Raw genomic sequence first — 17,355 nt, 5'->3', positions numbered from 1 at the left:
TATCCAGTCTCAATTCTAAACCCCATCGAGGATTCTTCGAACCCCACTGTGTTGCGGTTAAAAGGACACTGGCGATGTTGCCCACCTCAACGCCTATTCGGTTCAGCTTATTCCCCACTACCTATTGAGTGTTGCGAGCCTCCCGCTCTGCTATGGCATCTTCCACTCGCTGAATAAAAATATTCTTAGCAGAGAGCACGTAAGTTCGTGTCAAATGAGAGTCATCTCGGTAAACATAGACGTTGCCGATCTCCGATGGGCAAGAACCATTCGGGCAAATAATATCCGTCATATCCACCGGCGCTACAACAGGAATATCTTTAAACTGAGTGAGCGGGCTTGGCGTTCTCGCTAGCTCCGAATCAAAATCGCATAATCCTTTGGTGCGAGTTTCACAATCTGCGTGTGTCTCTTTGAAACGGGGATTATCTCGCAACGCAATGAGCTCAATTCCTTGCTGCTGCATATGGTTCGCGAAATCTCTCAAACCGGTAGGCACAATTTCTCCGCCTTCGTCCGGCAAGCTAATGGTACCGATGATAATAACCTGGTCCGGGTGCATGCCATCGATATAGCGCTGGGTATTTTCTACCCATGCCTGGCAGTCAGGCTTTTCAGTGTTCATGCTGGGCTCTAGAAAGTAGCAGTCGTTAAACTGCACATACTGCAAGTCCCAGCCTTCTTTTTTCGCGAGGGCAATCAGAGCATCTCCCCACTGGTCCATGTGAGAATTTCCGACAGCAATCACTTTTTGAGTTGGCTTCTCATTCGCCACTAACTGGTTGCAGTTCCATTCCTCAAAACCATATTTTTTCAAAACCTCGGGGGCGCAATGGTTAGCGTAAATGGGGCGATCATCATATCGCTCGGCAGAAAGTGGCAAATACTGAGCATCGGTAGATACTGGCTTGTCAAAACCCTTTTGAAGAACTTGAGCACCCGGATTATCAACTGCCGCATTAGCCTGAATTTCTGCCTGCTGACGTTGCAAATCTGCTGACCACTGGTTAGATACGGTGATAACAGCCAGGGTGCACGCCGCAATGACGAGTGCTGAACGCCAGTTCCGCGCATCTAACCAGGACCAAGACCGGAGGGGGCGTTCGATAACGTTCGTCAGGATCCAGGAGAGCGCCACCGATACGAGAAGAAGAATCAAACCGGCAAATAAATCGGCTTTCTCCTGCTGTACTTTGTAGAGGTAAAACACCAAAAGCGGCCAGTGAATTAGATACAGCCCGTAAGAATATTTGCCCAACCACAGCATGGGTTTGGTCGAGAGGAAACGGTCTGCGCCCCATCGTGTGCCGGATTCACCCGCTGCGATGATTGCAGCAGCAGCAAGAGTGGGCCATAGCGCAATATATCCGGGGAAGGCACCCTCGACGTCGAGGATGATTCCACAACTCACGATAGCTACCAGCGCCACCCAGCCGAGCATCCCTCGAAGGCGCTGCGGAATTCTAATCCACGGCAGAGCAATGGCAAGAAGCGATCCCAGGGCGAATTCCCAGAGCCTGGTCCACGTCGAAAAGTAAGCGATCTCCTGGTCAGCGCCAGTGAGCCATACAGAATAAGCCAGTGAAAGGCCAAACACGGTTCCGAAAACGCTGAAGAGAATGACGCGCGGGCGACGGCGAAAAATCTTATACAGCACCCAGCACAAAGCGAACAGCAAAGGCCAGATGATAAAAATCTGCCCCTGGACCGAAAGGGACCAGAAGTGCCTCAGCGGTGAAGCTTCGGAGGAATCCGCCGCATAATAGTCCACCATATTTGAAATGGACCACCAGTTCTCTCGATAGAGAATAACGGCTTTGGCTTCTTCCATGATGCCCGCCCAGCGGGGTGCGGGCAGTATCTGCCAGGTCCCCCAGAGCGTCGCCAATACAACCACCGTAGCAAGCGGCAGAATCCGCTTGAAAGTATGAACCCAATACCTCAATACAGCCCGTGCAAAAATCGGCTGACCACTTTCAATCTTTCGAGTAAACGAAAGAGTCATCAAAAAAGCCGAAATCAGAAGAAAGATATCCACACCGCCGGATACGCGCCCCAGCCAAATGTGGTAGATAGCCACCAGCGTCACCGCGAAAGCTCTCAGCCCCTGAATTTCAGGGCGGAACTTGCGCGGTGAACTAGGAGTGCTGTTCATCATTCCTCCGACGAATAATTTTTGAGGTACGGCGTGCGGTACAACGTCCGTTATTCAGATTTCGTAGAGCCTTCTGCTCGTTCTACAGCCGGTTCAAAACGGTCAATGAAATTAGGGATAGCAGTATCTATGTAGCTCTTAGATATATGGTTTGCATCCATATAGGTGTATACATTTCCAATGATCGAAGGGCAGTTACCATCAGGGCACACTAAATCGGTGAGATTGACTGTAGAGAAGCCTGGGTACTGTTGCTCTAACGAGTCCAACGGGTTGTTATGTATGTCTTGCCCAGCTGGCTTAGAACAAATTTCTCCCTTGCTATTGCAGTCAGCAAAACTGGAATCAAAACGAGGGTGGTCACGTAGCGCAATGACCTCTAACCCTTCGCCAGTCAGAGACCCAATGCGGTCCTTCATTCCATCAGTTACTTCATCAGGACCGTTCGGAACTGATCGGGACCCGGTTACTACAACCGTTTCAGCTCCAGCATCGTGAACAAATTTGTCTGCCTGATTGGAAAAATTAGCGCAGACGTTAGGATCCCCGTCTTTGAACTGATCAAAGAAGCAACCACCTTCTAGGAAGTAGTACAGTGCCCAGTTGTTTTCTTTGGCGTACTCGGTCAGCGCTGGTGACCACACCTGCATATGACTGTTTCCTACAGCGACCACGATTTTATCGGGGTGTTCTGGCAGGTTAGCAGTATTGCAGTGATCTTTGAGCACAACATCTGTTGAGAACGGCAAGTTATCTGCAGTGCAGGGTGTGCCTACGTTCGCCCAGTCGTCAGGTAGTTGAGCGAGGGTGGGAAATGGTGCCGCATTAGCGTCACCCTCAAATTTGAAATCTGCTGCCAGAGCAGCTGCACCGGGGTTGTTAAGTGCCTTGAGTGATTCTGCTTTATAAGCATCGTAGGCGAGCTTGCCCTGCCATCCCAGAGTGGGAATCATGACGAGCGCGATGCAGGCAGCCACCACAGCGAGCCCACGAATCGGCGAAAGGTCGGGAGCCTTCCATGCGCGCAACGGCTGTTCAATATAGCGGGTGATGATGTAGGAGAAAAGAACAGAAAGGGTCAGTAGTCCTACACCCGATACGAAACCTGCTTTTTCTGTGTGGTTGCGTGAGAGGAAGAATACCAGAAGCGGCCAGTGAATCAGGTAGAGGCCGTAAGAATAGTTACCCAACCACATGAGTGGCTTCAAGGTCAGCAAACGTTCTGGACCGAATGCAGTCTGAGTATCTCCGGCGATAATAATCATCGATGCCGCAAGTGTGGGCCACAGCGCATGGTAGCCAGGGAAGACGCCTTCGACGTCAAAAATGAAACCGCAGCTAATAATCATGGCGATACCTGCCCAGCCCATTGCCGCACGCACATAGCGGTTAATACTGAGCCAGGGCATCACAATAGCCACCAAAGAACCCAACGCGAATTCCCACAAACGCGCAAAAGTATTGAAGTAAGCAGTCTGCTGGCTCGTTGCGGTGACAAAGATCGAATATGCCAAAGAACCGGCAAAGATGGTGCCGAAGATGAGAAGCATCAATCCGCGGACGTTCACCCGCGTTGCACGAATAATCAGCCATCCCAGCAAAAAGATCAGCGGCCACAAGAGGTAAATCTGACCCTGCACTGATAGAGACCAGTAGTGGCGGAAAGGAGATGCCACAGAGGAGTCAGCGGCATAGTAGTCCACCAGGTTAGAAATGGACCACCAGTTTTGGTAGTAAAAAACTACAGATTTTGCTTCAGAAAGCAGGCTTTCCCACCGGTCAGCGGGAAGGAAAAGGTAAGAACCCAGCAGGATTCCAACGACCACTACAGAAGCCAACGGCAGGATACGTTTGAACACGTGAATCCAATAGTCAACCACCGAGCGGAAGCCGGCAAACTTATTGTTTTCCATACGGCGGACGAACGACCCCGTCATCAAGAAAGCTGAGATGAGCAGGAAGACGTCAACGCCGCCTGAGACTTTACCGAACCACAGATGGTATGCGGCGACCAAGAGCAATGCAAGCGCGCGCAGACCCTGAATTTCAGGGCGGAATTTGCGATTCGATTGATTGTTAATAATCTGAGTTCCCTGTTTATTGCTTAAGGGAACAGAAGACATGTTGTGGGAATTTGTCATCTGCTTCAATCATCTGGTGCGGTATTCACATCTCGCTCTGAAAGGAGACAAGAGTGAATATTTCCTAAGGGTGTGATTACCAATTTGGCTATGAACACGTTACCTGAAGTTTACTGACGAATCAGTCGGCGAAATAAGAATTCCCCTCCTTTGTGAGTAATCACAAAGGAGGGGAATTGTCTGTTTAGTCAAGACGGGTTAGAACAAATTCTTCTAGTCGTCTTCAGTTTCTACAGGCTTTTCCACTACAAGGGTTTCGGTGGTAAGAACCAGCGCAGCAATAGAAGATGCGTTCTCCAAAGCTGAACGGGTAACCTTCACAGGATCGATGACGCCGGCGCCCATGAGGTCGCCGTATTCACCGGTCTTCGCGTTGAAGCCCGAACCCAAGGGAAGTTCAGCAACCTTTGAAGTAACCACATAGCCGTCTTCGCCAGCGTTTTCTGCAATCCAGCGCAGGGGCTGAACAAGTGCACGCTTGACGATTTCTACGCCGGTCTGGGCGTCCTTAGAATCGAGTGAAACCTCGTCTAAAGCTGCCAAAGCATGAACCAGAGCGGTACCGCCACCTGCTACGATGCCCTCTTCCAGAGCCGCACGAGTGGAGGAAACAGCATCTTCAATACGGTGCTTGCGTTCTTTAGCCTCGACCTCAGTAGCTGCACCCACCTTGATGACGCCGACGCCGCCAGCCAGCTTCGCCAGACGTTCTTTGAGCTTTTCGCGATCCCATTCAGAATCAACACGCTCAATCTCCTTGCGGAGCTGAGCCACACGATCAGCAACGGCATCGGAGGTACCTCCGCCGTCAACGATGGTGGTGTTGTTCTTTGTTACGGTCACACGGCGGGCAGAGCCAAGCTGCTCCATGGTGACTGAATCTAGAGTGACGCCGAGTTCGTTAGTGATAACCGTGCCGCCGGTCAAGATGGCAAGGTCTTCGAAGATAGCCTTGCGGCGATCGCCGAAACCGGGTGCCTTCAGCGCAACAACGTTGAGGTTGCCGCGCATTTTGTTGACGACCAAAGTAGAGAGAGCTTCGCCTTCTACGTCCTCAGCAATGATGGTCAGCGGTTTCTTCGCCTGAACAATCTTTTCCAGCAGGGGCATAATCTCATGAACCGTGGAAATCTTGCCCTGGTAGAGCAGGATTGCGGTATCTTCGAGAACTGCCTCGGCACGCTCTGCGTCGGTAACGAAAGAAGGTGAGAGGTAACCCTTGTCGAACTGCATACCTTCGGTGATATCCAGCTCGATTTCGGTGGTGGAGCCATCTTCAATGGTGATGACACCGTCCTGACCGACCTTAGAAAATGCCTCTGCGAGAAGCTCACCAATTTCAGGTGACTGGGCTGAGATAGCAGCCACGTGAGCTACTTCTTCGCCCTGAACTTCGCGCGCGTTATCGAGCAAGCGCTGCGAAACTGCCTGGGTAGCTAGCTCGATACCGCGCTTAACCTCGCCAGGTGCCGCACCTGCGGTAACGTTACGCAACCCTTCGGCAACCAAAGCCTGAGCAAGCACGGTAGCGGTGGTGGTACCGTCACCGGCAACGTCGTTCGTCTTAGTCGCTACTTCCTTGGCAAGCTGTGCACCAAGGTTTTCGTAGGGGTCATCCAGCTCAATCTCGCGGGCAATGGAAACACCGTCGTTGGTAATGATGGGTGCGCCCCACTGCTTATCCAAAACCACGTTGCGGCCGCGAGGGCCCAGGGTGACCTTGACAGTGTCTGCAAGCTTATCCACACCGGCTTGGAGGCTCTTGCGAGCAGCATCGTTGAATTCTAGCTGTTTTGCCATGAACTCATCAGCTCCTTAGTTTGTGGGAATAATTTACTTGGAGATTACTGCGAGAACGTCGCGTGCAGAAAGAATCAGGTAGTCCTGACCTTCGAAGGAAACTTCGGTTCCGCCGTACTTGGAGAAGATAACGGTGTCACCTTCTGCTACGTCGACGGGAAGGCGGTTGCCCTTGTCGTCTACGCGACCGGGGCCAACAGCTACGACCTTAGCTTCCTGGGGCTTTTCTTTAGCGGTATCGGGAATTACCAGACCTGACGCGGTGGTCTGCTCTGCCTGAACAATCTGAACTACTACGCGATCTTCAAGAGGCTTGATGGAAGACATTATTACTCCTTCATCGATGATGAAATCTTATGATGGGTGACCGTTTCCAGAGAGCTATCAAGGACGTCGTCGCGGTGCCGCCCTCGAAGGCGTTTAGCACTGTGAGCGGTCAAGTGCTAATACAAACTTTAGAACCGCTGGCGTTTCAGGGTCAAGAAAGCACGGGCGTTTCGCGATGAGCGCATCGAATGTCTTCGCTAAGATGAGCAGTGATGTCTTTACTTTCTTCGCCTCCGGCGCTTGCACTATCTGTGCGAGAACTTGAAACCGTGGACCGATTCGTCCCTTACCTGCAGAAGAATGCTCTGGAATATGCCAGTGCTCTGCGAGCTGAAGGGTTTGCCCCTCCCTCCGTATCCGCCATTTTGAATCAAGCGAAGCTGCGCACGCAGGCACTCTCTAAATTTGGCGAAGCCGCTCAAAAAATGGTGTTGACCGAGGCTGGTTTCGAGCAAGCAACCCGTACGTCAGTGGCGCGTTTGCATGCTCAGCGTTTCAAAGAAGCTGGCGTGGTGTCAGTTGCAGACTTAGGGTGTGGCATCGGAGCAGATTCTCTAGAATTTTCGCGCGCGGGCATGAGCGTGCTTGCGGTGGAGCTTGATGAAGCTACCGCCGCTATGACTGCCCATAATCTCTCCGACTACCCTCGTTCGATGGTGAAAGTGGGAAATGTTGAGCACCTCGATATATCTGAGCTAAAAGATAACGAAGGAAACCCCGTTCAAGGGCTCTGGCTAGATCCTGCCCGACGCACAGTGGAGCAGGGGCGAACCTCGTCTCGAATTTTCGACGCCGAAGCGTTCTCTCCTCCCCTATCGTTTGTGGTGAAACTGGCTCAAACCGGTATCCCCATGGGTGTGAAGATGGGGCCGGGAATCCCCCATCATGAAATTCCCGAGCAGTGCGAAGCCCAATGGATTAGCCACGGCGGCCAAGTGGTAGAAGTAGTTCTGTGGTTCAATGCGCTCGCCCGTAAGAACGTGCGCCGCAGTGCAACGTTGCTTTCCCCTCACCCACTGGAACCTGAAATACTCTTTGAAATCACCAGCGCTATCGATGACGTTGAGGTTCCCCCGGCGGAATCGGGCGAGATTGAAGATTTCCTCTACGAACCCGACGGCGCTATTGTGCGTGCGCACCTGGTGAGTGAACTCGCGGACCAGCTCGATGCACATTTGATAGACAAACACCTTGCCTATCTCAGCGCCGACAAGGAGCTAGACTCCCCTGCCGTGAGCGGCTATAGAATTCTTGGCGAGATGCCTCTGCAAGAAAAAGTGTTGAAAAAATGGGTGCGCGAAGAAAACATCGGTACGCTTACCATCAAAAAACGCGGGGTAGATATTGTTCCTGAGCAACTCCGTAAAAAGCTCCTGGGGCAGAGCAAGAAGAAAAAGGGTTCCGTTGAAGGCACTCTGATTGTCACGAGGCTAGGGGAAGGCACAGCATCTCGACGCTTGGCGTTATCGGCCCAACCGCTGATGACTTTTACCGGATAAGAGCCTCCCTTTTCTAGCACCCTGAGAGACATCTCACTATGTGTACTCGTATGTAAAATCCACTTTTTCGCTGACCTATAATTAAGGTCAGATGCCTCACTTCTCATCATTCAGGAGAACCTCCGTGATTTCATTCGCCAAATCGGCTCAATCAACCCTCGGTGTTGAGTGGGAATTAGCGCTCGTCGATAGCAAGAGCATGGAGCTCACCTCGCGAGCGCAAGAAGTATTCGATGTGATAGAGGAACTTTCTCCTGAACTGTTAGATGCTTCCACCGGCCCGCATATTACCGGTGAATTTTTAGATAATACGGTGGAGCTCGTTACCGGCGTTTCCGCCAATGTTGCCGAAGCGGTCCACCAGTTAGAGAAAGCAAAAGAACAACTTATGGTCGCCACCGACCAGTTGGGTATTGAAATTTTTTCGGCGGGTACTCATCCCTTTTCTCGTTCTATTGACCAACCTATCGCCAATAAAGATCGCTATCAGAAGATGCTGGATCGCACCCAGTACTGGGGTAGGCAGATGATGATTTACGGTGTGCACGTTCATACCGGTATTGATAGTAAAGCCAAGGCATTGCCTGTATTGAATGGTTTGAGTAATTTCTATCCGCATCTGCTGGCGCTTTCGGCGTCCTCTCCGTTCTGGGAGGGCTTCGATACCGGTTATGCGAGCCAGCGTGCGCTCATGTTCCAGCAGCTGCCCACCGCAGGTCTGCCCTTCTCGTTTGAGAGCTGGGAAGATTACGAAGTCTTTTTGAAAGATTTGATGGTGACCGGTGTGATTGATGATCCTAGCGAGAACCGCTGGGATATCCGCCCGGTAGCTCATTACGGCACTGTTGAAATGCGCGTATGCGATGGTTTGTCTTCGCTCAACGATATTTCCGGGCTTGTAGCGTTTGATCAGTGCCTGGTGGAATCGCTCTCACGCGATTATGAAGCGGGAAAAATTTTAGCGCCGCTAAAACCCTGGCATATGCAGGAAAATAAATGGCGCGCCGCTCGCTACGGCTTGGATGCGATTATTATCCAAGACAACGACAATAACGAGTTGCTAGTGACCGAAGATATTGAGCGTCTGCTTAATATCTTTGAACCTATTGCCCGCGATTTAGATTGCTCAGATGATCTAGCGCAGATTGAACGGATGATTCAGGACGGCGGCAGCACTGCCCAGCAACGCAAGATAGCGCAGGAGAGCAATAATGATTTGACCGCCGTCGTGCGCTATCTCGTGGAGCAGACCAAGTCTCCGTACTTTAGATCAGCACGGTAGTCACCGGTAGCGAAGAATCGGTTTCAAAATCGATTCCAGAAGGCTCTCTACCTTCTGCCACCAGTCGTGCGCCCAAAGCGGCGACCATAGCCCCGTTATCGGTGCACAGCGAGAGTTTGGGAATAATCAGGGTAATCCCGTGTTCAGCGCAACGGTCGGCAGCGAGCTGGCGCAGGCGGGAATTTGCCGCTACTCCCCCGCCTAGAAGCAACGTTTTGATTCCTTTTTCTTGGCAAGCAAGCATTGCTTTTTTAGTAATGACGTCCACGACGGATTCCTGGAAGGACGCCGCGATATCTGCAACGGGGATTTCCTCTCCTCGCGTTTCGAATCCTTCGACTACTCGTGCCACAGCTGTTTTGAGGCCTGAGAAAGAGAAATCATAGCGGTGGGGACCGGGATTTTCGGCGGTGCCCATGAACTTGCGCGCGGATAATCCGCGGGGAAAGTTAAACGCTTTTCGGTGACCAGCTCGTGCCGCGTTATCGATGGCGGGGCCACCTGGATAGTTGAGACCTAGCAAACGCGCGACTTTGTCGTACGCTTCGCCGGCGGCGTCGTCCAGGGTTGCCCCTAAGAGTTCAACATCCGAGGTAATGTCTCGAACCGCCAGAATCTCGGTGTGACCGCCTGAAACTAAGAGCGCTCCAAGTCCTTCGCGGGGGAGCTGGTCGAGCAGTTCAGCACCGTGACCTTCGATTCCAGAGTCTTCCAGTAATCCCACGCCGACGTGCGCTACCAGGTGATTGATACCATAGAGCGGTTTGCCCGTAGCAACGGATAAAGCTTTGGCGGCAGAGACACCCACCATAAGAGCACCAGAAAGCCCTGGCCCTGCCGTCACTGCAATGGCATCAATCTCATCGAGCGTGACATCGGCTTCCCGCAACGCACTCTGCAGAGCAGGAACAAAAGCATCCAGGTGAGCACGAGATGCTATCTCCGGGATAACTCCCCCAAACCGCACGTGTTCATCCATCGAAGATGACACGGCATTGGTGAGCAAAGTATTACCTCGCACAATGCCAATACCCGTTTCGTCGCAGGATGATTCAATCCCTAGCACTAGAGGTTCTTTAGTCATGCGTTGCTCCCGGTGAATTGAGTGTCAGAGATTTTTCCATGATGAGGGCGTCTACACCGTCGTTATAGTACCCGGCGCGGCAGTGTATCTGCCGGTATCCGTTCAGATGATAGAGATTTTGAGCCCGCAGGTTATCCGCTCGAACTTCTAAGAGAATACGCTGAGCGCCTCGTTGCGCTGATTCACGATGTAAGAAATCCAACATAGCCCTGCCGTACCCTTGCCCTTCATACTGCGGCAGAACCGCAATGGTCTGAATATCGGCGGTATCTGCTATGCACATAGCACCGGCATAACCTACGATTTCGCCCTCTTTTTCAATGACGACATAGGCGCGGGTAGGGTGCTGAATCTCTGCAAAAAACATTTCCAGTGGCCAGGCATCGGCGGGGAAAAGGGAGAGTTCTGCGGTATGCACAGCTTCTACATCGTGAAGGGTCATTTCACGCATTATTGCGTGAGCCACGGCAGGCAGTTCGGAATGCAGCATTTATTTTTCACCCGGCACGGTAACGGCAGAAATACTTGCTTTTTTGCGGGCAGCAGGAACTTTGGCGTCAGAATCCCTGAGATAAAGTGCTGAAGTGTCCTCGGAGAGGTTCTCTAGTCCCAGCCGAGAAGCGGCTTTCAGCAGATATTCGGCGTCAGGCTGATGGTTTTCGAAACCCTCCACGGTCTTCATCACATCGGAGTAGAGCCCAGCACCTTTGCCGTATGCGGCGACGTCGGGAACTTCCTCTGCAGGTCCCACGCAGGGTCCAGAAACCAAGGTGTACCCCTTGTTCTCCAGTAAGAATTTCGCGGAATAAACTTCGCGGCGTCGCGCGTCAGTTACAATCACGAAGCTGTCGTTTCCCGCCCTTCGCGCGTCTTCAAACACGTACTCTGCAAGTGCATAGAGGCTCATCAGCCCCAGCACCGGCTTGTTCCAGGCAAATCCCACAGTACGGGCGGTGACGATACCTGCGCGTAATCCGGTGAAAGGTCCGGGGCCGGTGCCGCATACAATGACATCTATCGAAAAGGGGTCAACTGCGGCATCGTGAAGGGTCTCTTCTACAAAGCGAGCCATGACTTCAGCATGTGAACGAGTATCTGAGGTACGTCGGTGAGCGAGCATCTCGACTTCTCCGCTGTCCTGGTGGATCTTTGCGAGTGCTACAGAGGCGGTTGCCGAGGAATCTAAAGCAAGTACAAGCACGGTATTTGTATCAACTTCCAGTGGTGGTTATGCAGTGAGGGGCGCGCTCTCAAGCGCCTGAGATAGTTCGCTCCATGCTGTGCCTTCCCAGCGGGGGCCGGAGGCGAGGATTCTCAGGGAACGCGGCTCGGGAGCATCTTCTTCAGCTTCCTCGTTTTCTTCCCAGGGATCGTGTTCTTCGGTGGCAACGAATTCTAAACCAGCTTCGATATCTGCACCTGTTACGCGGGTGAGTTCAAGATCTAATCGTGATTCTGCCAGATGCTCCACTTTGTCTCTACCCCACTCAATAACGGTAACGGACTGATCCATTGAGTATTCGAGGTCGAGGTCGTCGATTTCTTCGGCGGAGCTCAAGCGGTAAGCATCGACGTGTACTAAATCGGGGCCACCGGGGCGAGGACCGTCGGGGAGATTGGGATGCACTCGTGAGAGAACGAAGGTGGGTGAGATGACACCTTCTCGGACGCCAAGCCCCTCCCCCAGAGAGCGAGTGAAAGTAGTTTTTCCTGCCCCTAGTTCTCCCGTGAGAATAAGCAAATCACCCGGTTGCAGGAGCGGCGCTAAGGCTAGTGCTACCGATCGGGTATGTTCGGGGCCTTGTAATGCAATATCAATTTTCGAAAGTGCGGTCATTTGTTAGCTCTCGCTGGTTGATGTCGATTCGTCAATAAATACGCGGTCCACACGAGAGGATATGCGTGTGACGATTTCGTAGTTGATAGTACCTGCAGCCTCTGCCCATTCGGTCACTGACGGATTTTCTCCGTTGCCAAAGAGGACGACGGGCGCACCTAGGTACCCAAATTCGGGGTCAGATAGTCCGGGTTTACCTAAGTCAATGACCATTTGGTCCATAGCAATTCGACCTACCACCTGATAAGTCTGGGCTTGTGCACCGGCAGGGTAGATGCGCACGGGGGCGTTGGAAGCGACGCGCGGAACCCCGTCGGCGTACCCCACAGGCACCAGTGCAAGGGTGGTGGGGGTTTCGGTGCGATAGTTCAATCCATAAGAAACACCTTGTCCGGCAGGTACTTCTTTGACGGAGTTGATAAAGGTTTGAAAGGTCATGACCGGTTGAAGCTCAAAATCTTCAGGATCATGTGAGGAGATGGGCGATAGTCCATAGACACCCAAACCTACTCGAACCGCGTTACCCAGGAGTTCTTCAGGAATTGCTTCCTGCCCGTGCATCAGCGTGCCGGGTGTATTAGCTATATGGAAAAGTTCGGGGTTCAGCCCTGCCTGGCGTACATGATTGACAGCAGCGTTGAAGGCTTCCAGCTGAGTGAGAGTCTCGGTACGGGCAGGTTCGTCGGCTACTGCCAGATGGGTAAAGACACCTCGTACGGTCACGAGATTTTGCTCTTCATACTCACGAGCTCGGTGCAGCAAAGCGGGCAGATCAGCGAGGGTGCAGCCATTTCTCCCCAAGCCAGTATCAACTTTTATATGCACGACGGCGCGGGTTCCTACTTTTTGCGCAGTCTCGGCGACGGCGTCCAAATCCCAACCCGAGACCCCCAGCTCAATATTTCCTGTCAGCGCCCGGGAAAAATCAGAGTTGAGAGTGTGCATCCAGGCCAGTAGCGGGGCGTCGATTCCAGCACGACGTAGGGACAAACCTTCACGGATGTGGGCAACGCCCAACATATCTGCTCCCGCTTCTAGCGCCGCTCGTCCTACTTCTATAGCGCCGTGTCCGTAGGCATCAGCTTTCACCACGGCAATGAGGGTACGCTCCCCTATCTCAGTCTTGAGGTGTCTCACGTTGTGGCGTACAGCGTTCAGGTCAATGACAGCCATGCGCTCGGGAGCACCAGGCGCAAGCACGGGTGTAAAAGATGGCGTGGCAGACATGCGTTTCTCCTGAACGTAGAGGGTCATTGCTTTCTAAATCTTACGCCCTTGCGTATTATCCCGGTTAAGCGCACCTTTCTTTAATCTTTGAGCAGCATCTGAGTGTGTCCTAGAGTTAGAGCTGTGAATGAGATATTTACTGCAGATGAGTGCAAGGTACAAACCTCGGAGAACGGTGTGCACCTTCACATCATTTCGATGCATACTTCCCCGCTAGCTCAACCCGGTGAGGGCGACGCCGGTGGAATGAATGTGTATATTGACCGTTCGCTACGAGCACTTCTGGCAGAATTTCCTCAGCTCTCCGTTGAAATTTTTACTCTGGCGCCGCAACGTTTGAAACGCTCCTGCCAGCAGGTCTCCGAGCGCGCAGTCGTCCATATGATTGAGATTGAAGAAGCGTTCGGTGCTAAGAAGTCCGAGCTCCCTGGTTTCATCGATGAATTTGCGCGCCGAGTTCAGCAAAAGTCCCGCCGCTCCCCCGACATCATTCATTCTCACTATTGGCTCTCAGGTTTGGTGGCATTGCAGTATGGCGAGGATATCCCGGTGGTTCATACCATGCACACTACCGCCGCAGCTAAGAACGCGCGGGCAGGCGCCGGCGAGCCGCATGAGCCGGCCGAACGACGCCGTGCTGAACAGGAAATTGTCGAGAAGTGTGCGGCACTGGTGGTCAATACCGCGGTAGAGAAAGAGCAGATGGTTCGCTTCTATGCGGCGGATCCTGCCAAGATTTCGATTATTGAGCCCGGCGTAGATACCGGTATTTTTAAGCCGACTACCGGTGAACAAGCTGAGCATGCGGGCTCTGCCACTTCCGCGCATCTTGTTTTTGCTGGTCGTCCTCAGCCCCTGAAGGGGCCGCAAATTCTGGTGGAAGCCCTGGCTTTACTCCCTGCAGACCTGGCGGTGAACCTTACGATCATAGGGCGCTCGAACACCGACTTTGAGGAGCGGCTTCTGGCACGCGCCCAGGAGCTCGGGTTAGAACAGCAGGTAGAACTTATTCCTCCGGTTTCTTCCCGCGATCTTGCCCAGCAGTTCAGAAGGGCAGATATAGTGGCGTGTCCCTCGTCGTCGGAGACATTTGGGCTGGTCGCTTTAGAGGCTCAGGCTTGCGGAACCCCGGTCATTGCTACCGATGCAGATGGATTAGCGGCTGCCGTTGAGAATCAACGCTCAGGTGTATTGGTTGCCAGCCGGACCCCTGCGGACTGGGCACAGGCTATAGAACACCTTGTGCGCCACCCCCAATTACGCCAGAATCTTGGGGCTTTTGCCGCACAACGAGCTGCTCGCAAGACGTGGGTCCTCACCGCAGAACATCTCTTTGAACTTTATTCTTCCCTTTCAAAACCGTCCTTTACTGACCGCTAAAGACTAGGAGCTTCCATGAAACTCAAAAAATTTACGCTCACTGACCAAGAATTTGCAGATTATCTGAATCAGGCCCGTATTTGCGGCGATATAGCGACCACTCGCGAGAACAACATCAGCCACATGCACGGATTCGTGGAGGGCAACGAGCACCTGGAATTTGGTGTGAAGTGGACCAGGGATTGGACCTATGAAGATATTTTAGAGCTGATGGCACGGCGGGTGGGAACAAAGGATGAGGCTTCTTTCCTCGAAGGTCAGGATTCCATCAGCGCAGAAAAATGTATTGAGGCTCTCTATGAGTATTCAGAAATCTTCGGACGTGCGGTCGGTAACCAGCAAAAATTACTATTCGGAACCGGCCACCCTGCCGGACTTTTCCCCATCTACTGCGAGCTAGCGCGCTACGCTGAGAGTGCTGGGGCAGAAATTTTGCAGATTCAAGAGGGAGATAAATTTCTCGACGGCGAAATTCGGCAGATTCTTGATGTAGTGATGTTTGAACAGTATGGCAACCTACAGCACACGCATTTTCCCGGTCCGATGGAGCTTTCTCTCCGTCAGCTCAGAGAACGGGGAACCGAACCTGATCTGGTGATTGCTGATCATGGTCTGGCTGGGTATGCTGCTAGCGCTGGGCTAGCCACAATCGGCATTGCAGATTGTAACGATCCCGGTCTATTTGTTTCGGCTGAGCAGGGGCAACTTTTGGTAGCGGTTCCTATGGACGATAATGTAAATCCTCATCTTTACCAGCCGGTAACCGAATTTATCTTAACTAAGGCAGGTTTGCTGGGATAAGAGGCATCCTCTATCTTTTTTCTATCATCTTGCCCACGTTTACCCCCCTAAATAGCAGGATACTTATACCCTAGTGAGAGGGTATTTTGTCCCCGGTTTAGGGAACAGTCGGTGTTGCAAGACCGACTGAGCATATAACACGCATATTATTTTTGATACTGATATAGAAATATGAAGTTTAGAATAGAACTCTATGAGGTAATAGGGTCTTTTCGTCGCATTGACGAAAAGTATCCTCATAGAGGCAGAGGGCAAATAAAAAGGGGATTAACTAGGTGGAGAACGAATCCATCATCGAAGAGCGCTGGGCAGAAACTCGCGACACGCGCACGTGGCAACCTAAAATCGTTGCCGCTCTTAATATCGGTGATTTTCTCGCAATAACAATTACTATCATCGTCGCACACGTGGTGAGTTTTGGTTGGCGTGATGCCAACGTACTCGGTCGTGCCGAAGCAACTTTGGATTACAGCGCAACCGGAATCATCATTGGCATTTTGTGGTTCATTTCCTTGGAGATTGCTAACTCACGAAATATTCGCTATCTAGGTCAAGGCAACGACGAATACCGCCTAGTTATCAAAGCAACCACGTATTTCTTCTGTGCGGTAGCAATTTTCTCGTACGTCACGACTATTGACTTTGCCCGTGCCTACATTCTGGTTGCCTACCCTTTGGGTCTTGCACTTTTGCTCATTACGCGGTGGTGCCTACGCCGCTATCTAGTGCACTGGCGTAACAAGGGACGTGCGCTTACTCGCGTTATGGTGGTTTCCGACGAAATTTCCGGCGCTCACCTCTATGACACTTTGCATGGTGCTAAGCAGTCCGGTCTTAACCCGGTCGCTTTCTATCTTCCCGGTTTTGAAGCCGGCACTACCGTTGCTGGGTACGACGTACCTGTGTTGGGGTACAGCACCAATTCCCAGGAGATTCTCGAAGCCTGCCGCGCTCACAATATTCATGCGGTTGCTGTTTCTTCGGGTCACCGTCTTACCCCTAAAGAGCTTCGGTCTTTGGGCTGGGACCTGGCAGCTGGCCACGTCAAACTGATCGTTGCCCCCGCAATGACTGACATTGCCGGTCCGCGTATTCGCACTCAGCCGCTCAACGGTGTTCCACTCATTCACGTTTCGACCCCGCGCATGGAGGGTTTCTCTGCTCTGGTCAAGCGCACAATTGACATCGTCGCGGCATCTTTCGGTCTCATTCTTCTCTCACCTCTTTTGCTCGTTGTAGCTTTGATTGTGAAGTCTGACGGAGGACCGATCTTCTTCCTGCAGCAGCGTGTAGGTTACCGCGGTCGTCCTTTCCACATGGTGAAGTTCCGTTCGATGGTAACTAACGCTGAAGAGCTGAAAAAAGAGCTGATGTCGCAGAACGAGGGTAACGGCATTCTCTTCAAGATGGCTGACGATCCTCGCATTACCAAAATTGGTAAGTTCATTCGTAAGTATTCAATCGATGAACTCCCCCAGCTATGGAACGTACTCATTGGCGATATGTCGTTGGTAGGTCCTCGCCCACCTCTGGAATCTGAAGTAGAGCAGTATGAGGAAGACGCTTATCGCCGTCTGTTGGTAAAGCCCGGTATTACCGGTTTGTGGCAGGTTTCTGGCCGTTCTGATCTTTCGTGGGAAGAGTCCATTCGCTTGGATCTCTACTATGTGGAGAACTGGTCCGTTATTGGCGATATGGTCATTCTCTTCCGCACAGTTCGCGCTGTATTCGCCCAGGAAGGCGCTTACTAAACATGTAGGGATGAGAAGAAAATGCCGGTTACTTCTGTGAAGAAGCAACCGGCATTTTTGCGCTTGAAAGC

General features: G+C 52.2%; 14 protein-coding genes. 5 read left to right on the top strand and 9 right to left on the bottom strand.

The window, feature by feature from the left end:
• Positions 1-121 precede the first annotated feature (121 nt).
• From IDM48_RS03395 to groES, 4 genes are all read right to left on the bottom strand, one after another.
• Positions 122-2,155: an acyltransferase family protein gene (locus IDM48_RS03395; RefSeq protein WP_190618047.1), complete on the bottom strand. Its 2,034-nt coding sequence runs from the start codon at positions 2,153-2,155 to the stop codon at positions 122-124.
• Positions 2,156-2,205: 50 nt separating this feature from the next.
• On the bottom strand, positions 2,206-4,296 hold the full coding sequence (locus IDM48_RS03390) for an acyltransferase family protein (RefSeq protein WP_190618045.1): 2,091 nt from the start codon (positions 4,294-4,296) through the stop codon (positions 2,206-2,208).
• A 213-nt stretch (positions 4,297-4,509) separates the two neighbouring features.
• Positions 4,510-6,096: a chaperonin GroEL gene (gene groL, locus IDM48_RS03385; protein ID WP_145175079.1), complete on the bottom strand. Its 1,587-nt coding sequence runs from the start codon at positions 6,094-6,096 to the stop codon at positions 4,510-4,512.
• Positions 6,097-6,129: 33 nt separating this feature from the next.
• Positions 6,130-6,426: a co-chaperone GroES gene (gene groES, locus IDM48_RS03380; protein ID WP_198924120.1), complete on the bottom strand. Its 297-nt coding sequence runs from the start codon at positions 6,424-6,426 to the stop codon at positions 6,130-6,132.
• 209 nt (positions 6,427-6,635) lie between these two features.
• On the opposite strand from groES, the gene IDM48_RS03375 reads away from it, so the two are divergent.
• Both IDM48_RS03375 and IDM48_RS03370 read left to right on the top strand, forming a co-directional pair.
• Positions 6,636-7,922: a class I SAM-dependent methyltransferase gene (locus IDM48_RS03375; RefSeq protein ID WP_190618043.1), complete on the top strand. Its 1,287-nt coding sequence runs from the start codon at positions 6,636-6,638 to the stop codon at positions 7,920-7,922.
• Positions 7,923-8,046: 124 nt separating this feature from the next.
• Positions 8,047-9,204, top strand: coding sequence for a glutamate--cysteine ligase (locus tag IDM48_RS03370; RefSeq protein ID WP_238398024.1), 1,158 nt, complete (start codon positions 8,047-8,049; stop codon positions 9,202-9,204).
• Here IDM48_RS03370 and tsaD read toward each other — a convergent pair.
• The 5 genes from tsaD to alr are packed head-to-tail and all read right to left on the bottom strand — an operon-like array spanning position 9,188 to position 13,352.
• Complete coding sequence (tsaD, locus tag IDM48_RS03365; protein ID WP_190618040.1) at positions 9,188-10,288, bottom strand: tRNA (adenosine(37)-N6)-threonylcarbamoyltransferase complex transferase subunit TsaD; 1,101 nt, start codon at positions 10,286-10,288, stop codon at positions 9,188-9,190. The two genes, IDM48_RS03370 and tsaD, sit on opposite strands and share 17 nt — an antisense overlap.
• Positions 10,281-10,778, bottom strand: coding sequence for a ribosomal protein S18-alanine N-acetyltransferase (gene rimI, locus IDM48_RS03360; protein WP_190618038.1), 498 nt, complete (start codon positions 10,776-10,778; stop codon positions 10,281-10,283). Before rimI ends, tsaD begins: the two co-directional genes overlap by 8 nt.
• Positions 10,779-11,489 (bottom strand): tRNA (adenosine(37)-N6)-threonylcarbamoyltransferase complex dimerization subunit type 1 TsaB, encoded by a 711-nt coding sequence (tsaB, locus tag IDM48_RS03355; protein WP_151145531.1) that lies wholly within the window; start codon positions 11,487-11,489, stop codon positions 10,779-10,781.
• A gap of 27 nt (positions 11,490-11,516) precedes the next feature.
• On the bottom strand, positions 11,517-12,125 hold the full coding sequence (tsaE, locus tag IDM48_RS03350; RefSeq protein ID WP_190618036.1) for a tRNA (adenosine(37)-N6)-threonylcarbamoyltransferase complex ATPase subunit type 1 TsaE: 609 nt from the start codon (positions 12,123-12,125) through the stop codon (positions 11,517-11,519).
• Positions 12,126-12,128: 3 nt separating this feature from the next.
• Positions 12,129-13,352, bottom strand: a complete 1,224-nt coding sequence (alr, locus tag IDM48_RS03345) for an alanine racemase (protein ID WP_190618030.1) — start codon at positions 13,350-13,352, stop codon at positions 12,129-12,131.
• Positions 13,353-13,475: 123 nt separating this feature from the next.
• On the opposite strand from alr, the gene IDM48_RS03340 reads away from it, so the two are divergent.
• The 3 genes from IDM48_RS03340 (at position 13,476) to IDM48_RS03330 (ending at position 17,284) form a co-directional block, all read left to right on the top strand.
• Positions 13,476-14,732: a glycosyltransferase gene (locus tag IDM48_RS03340; RefSeq protein WP_238398023.1), complete on the top strand. Its 1,257-nt coding sequence runs from the start codon at positions 13,476-13,478 to the stop codon at positions 14,730-14,732.
• Positions 14,733-14,747: 15 nt separating this feature from the next.
• The gene (locus IDM48_RS03335; protein ID WP_190618028.1) at positions 14,748-15,533 is read left to right on the top strand and encodes a phosphatase; all 786 of its coding nucleotides are present in this window, start codon (positions 14,748-14,750) and stop codon (positions 15,531-15,533) included.
• A 275-nt stretch (positions 15,534-15,808) separates the two neighbouring features.
• On the top strand, positions 15,809-17,284 hold the full coding sequence (locus tag IDM48_RS03330) for a sugar transferase (protein ID WP_190618026.1): 1,476 nt from the start codon (positions 15,809-15,811) through the stop codon (positions 17,282-17,284).
• Positions 17,285-17,355 lie beyond the last annotated feature (71 nt).

The sequence above is a fragment of the Rothia amarae genome, from assembly GCF_014705945.2.
GTDB classification, from domain to species: domain Bacteria; phylum Actinomycetota; class Actinomycetes; order Actinomycetales; family Micrococcaceae; genus Rothia; species Rothia amarae.
The sequence above is the reverse complement of the archived record's forward strand: the minus strand, read 5'-3'. Positions and strand labels throughout refer to the sequence as shown.

Excerpts from the sequence above, each read along its gene's own strand:
- IDM48_RS03395 (WP_190618047.1), bottom strand. The coding sequence starts at position 2,155 with ATGAACAGCACTCCTAGTTCACCGCGCAAGTTCCGCCCTGAAATTCAG.
- IDM48_RS03390 (WP_190618045.1), bottom strand. The coding sequence starts at position 4,296 with ATGACAAATTCCCACAACATGTCTTCTGTTCCCTTAAGCAATAAACAG.
- groL (WP_145175079.1), bottom strand. The coding sequence starts at position 6,096 with ATGGCAAAACAGCTAGAATTCAACGATGCTGCTCGCAAGAGCCTCCAA.
- IDM48_RS03375 (WP_190618043.1), top strand. The coding sequence starts at position 6,636 with ATGTCTTTACTTTCTTCGCCTCCGGCGCTTGCACTATCTGTGCGAGAA.
- tsaD (WP_190618040.1), bottom strand. The coding sequence starts at position 10,288 with ATGACTAAAGAACCTCTAGTGCTAGGGATTGAATCATCCTGCGACGAA.
- rimI (WP_190618038.1), bottom strand. The coding sequence starts at position 10,778 with ATGCTGCATTCCGAACTGCCTGCCGTGGCTCACGCAATAATGCGTGAA.
- tsaE (WP_190618036.1), bottom strand. The coding sequence starts at position 12,125 with ATGACCGCACTTTCGAAAATTGATATTGCATTACAAGGCCCCGAACAT.
- alr (WP_190618030.1), bottom strand. The coding sequence starts at position 13,352 with ATGTCTGCCACGCCATCTTTTACACCCGTGCTTGCGCCTGGTGCTCCC.
- IDM48_RS03335 (WP_190618028.1), top strand. The coding sequence starts at position 14,748 with ATGAAACTCAAAAAATTTACGCTCACTGACCAAGAATTTGCAGATTAT.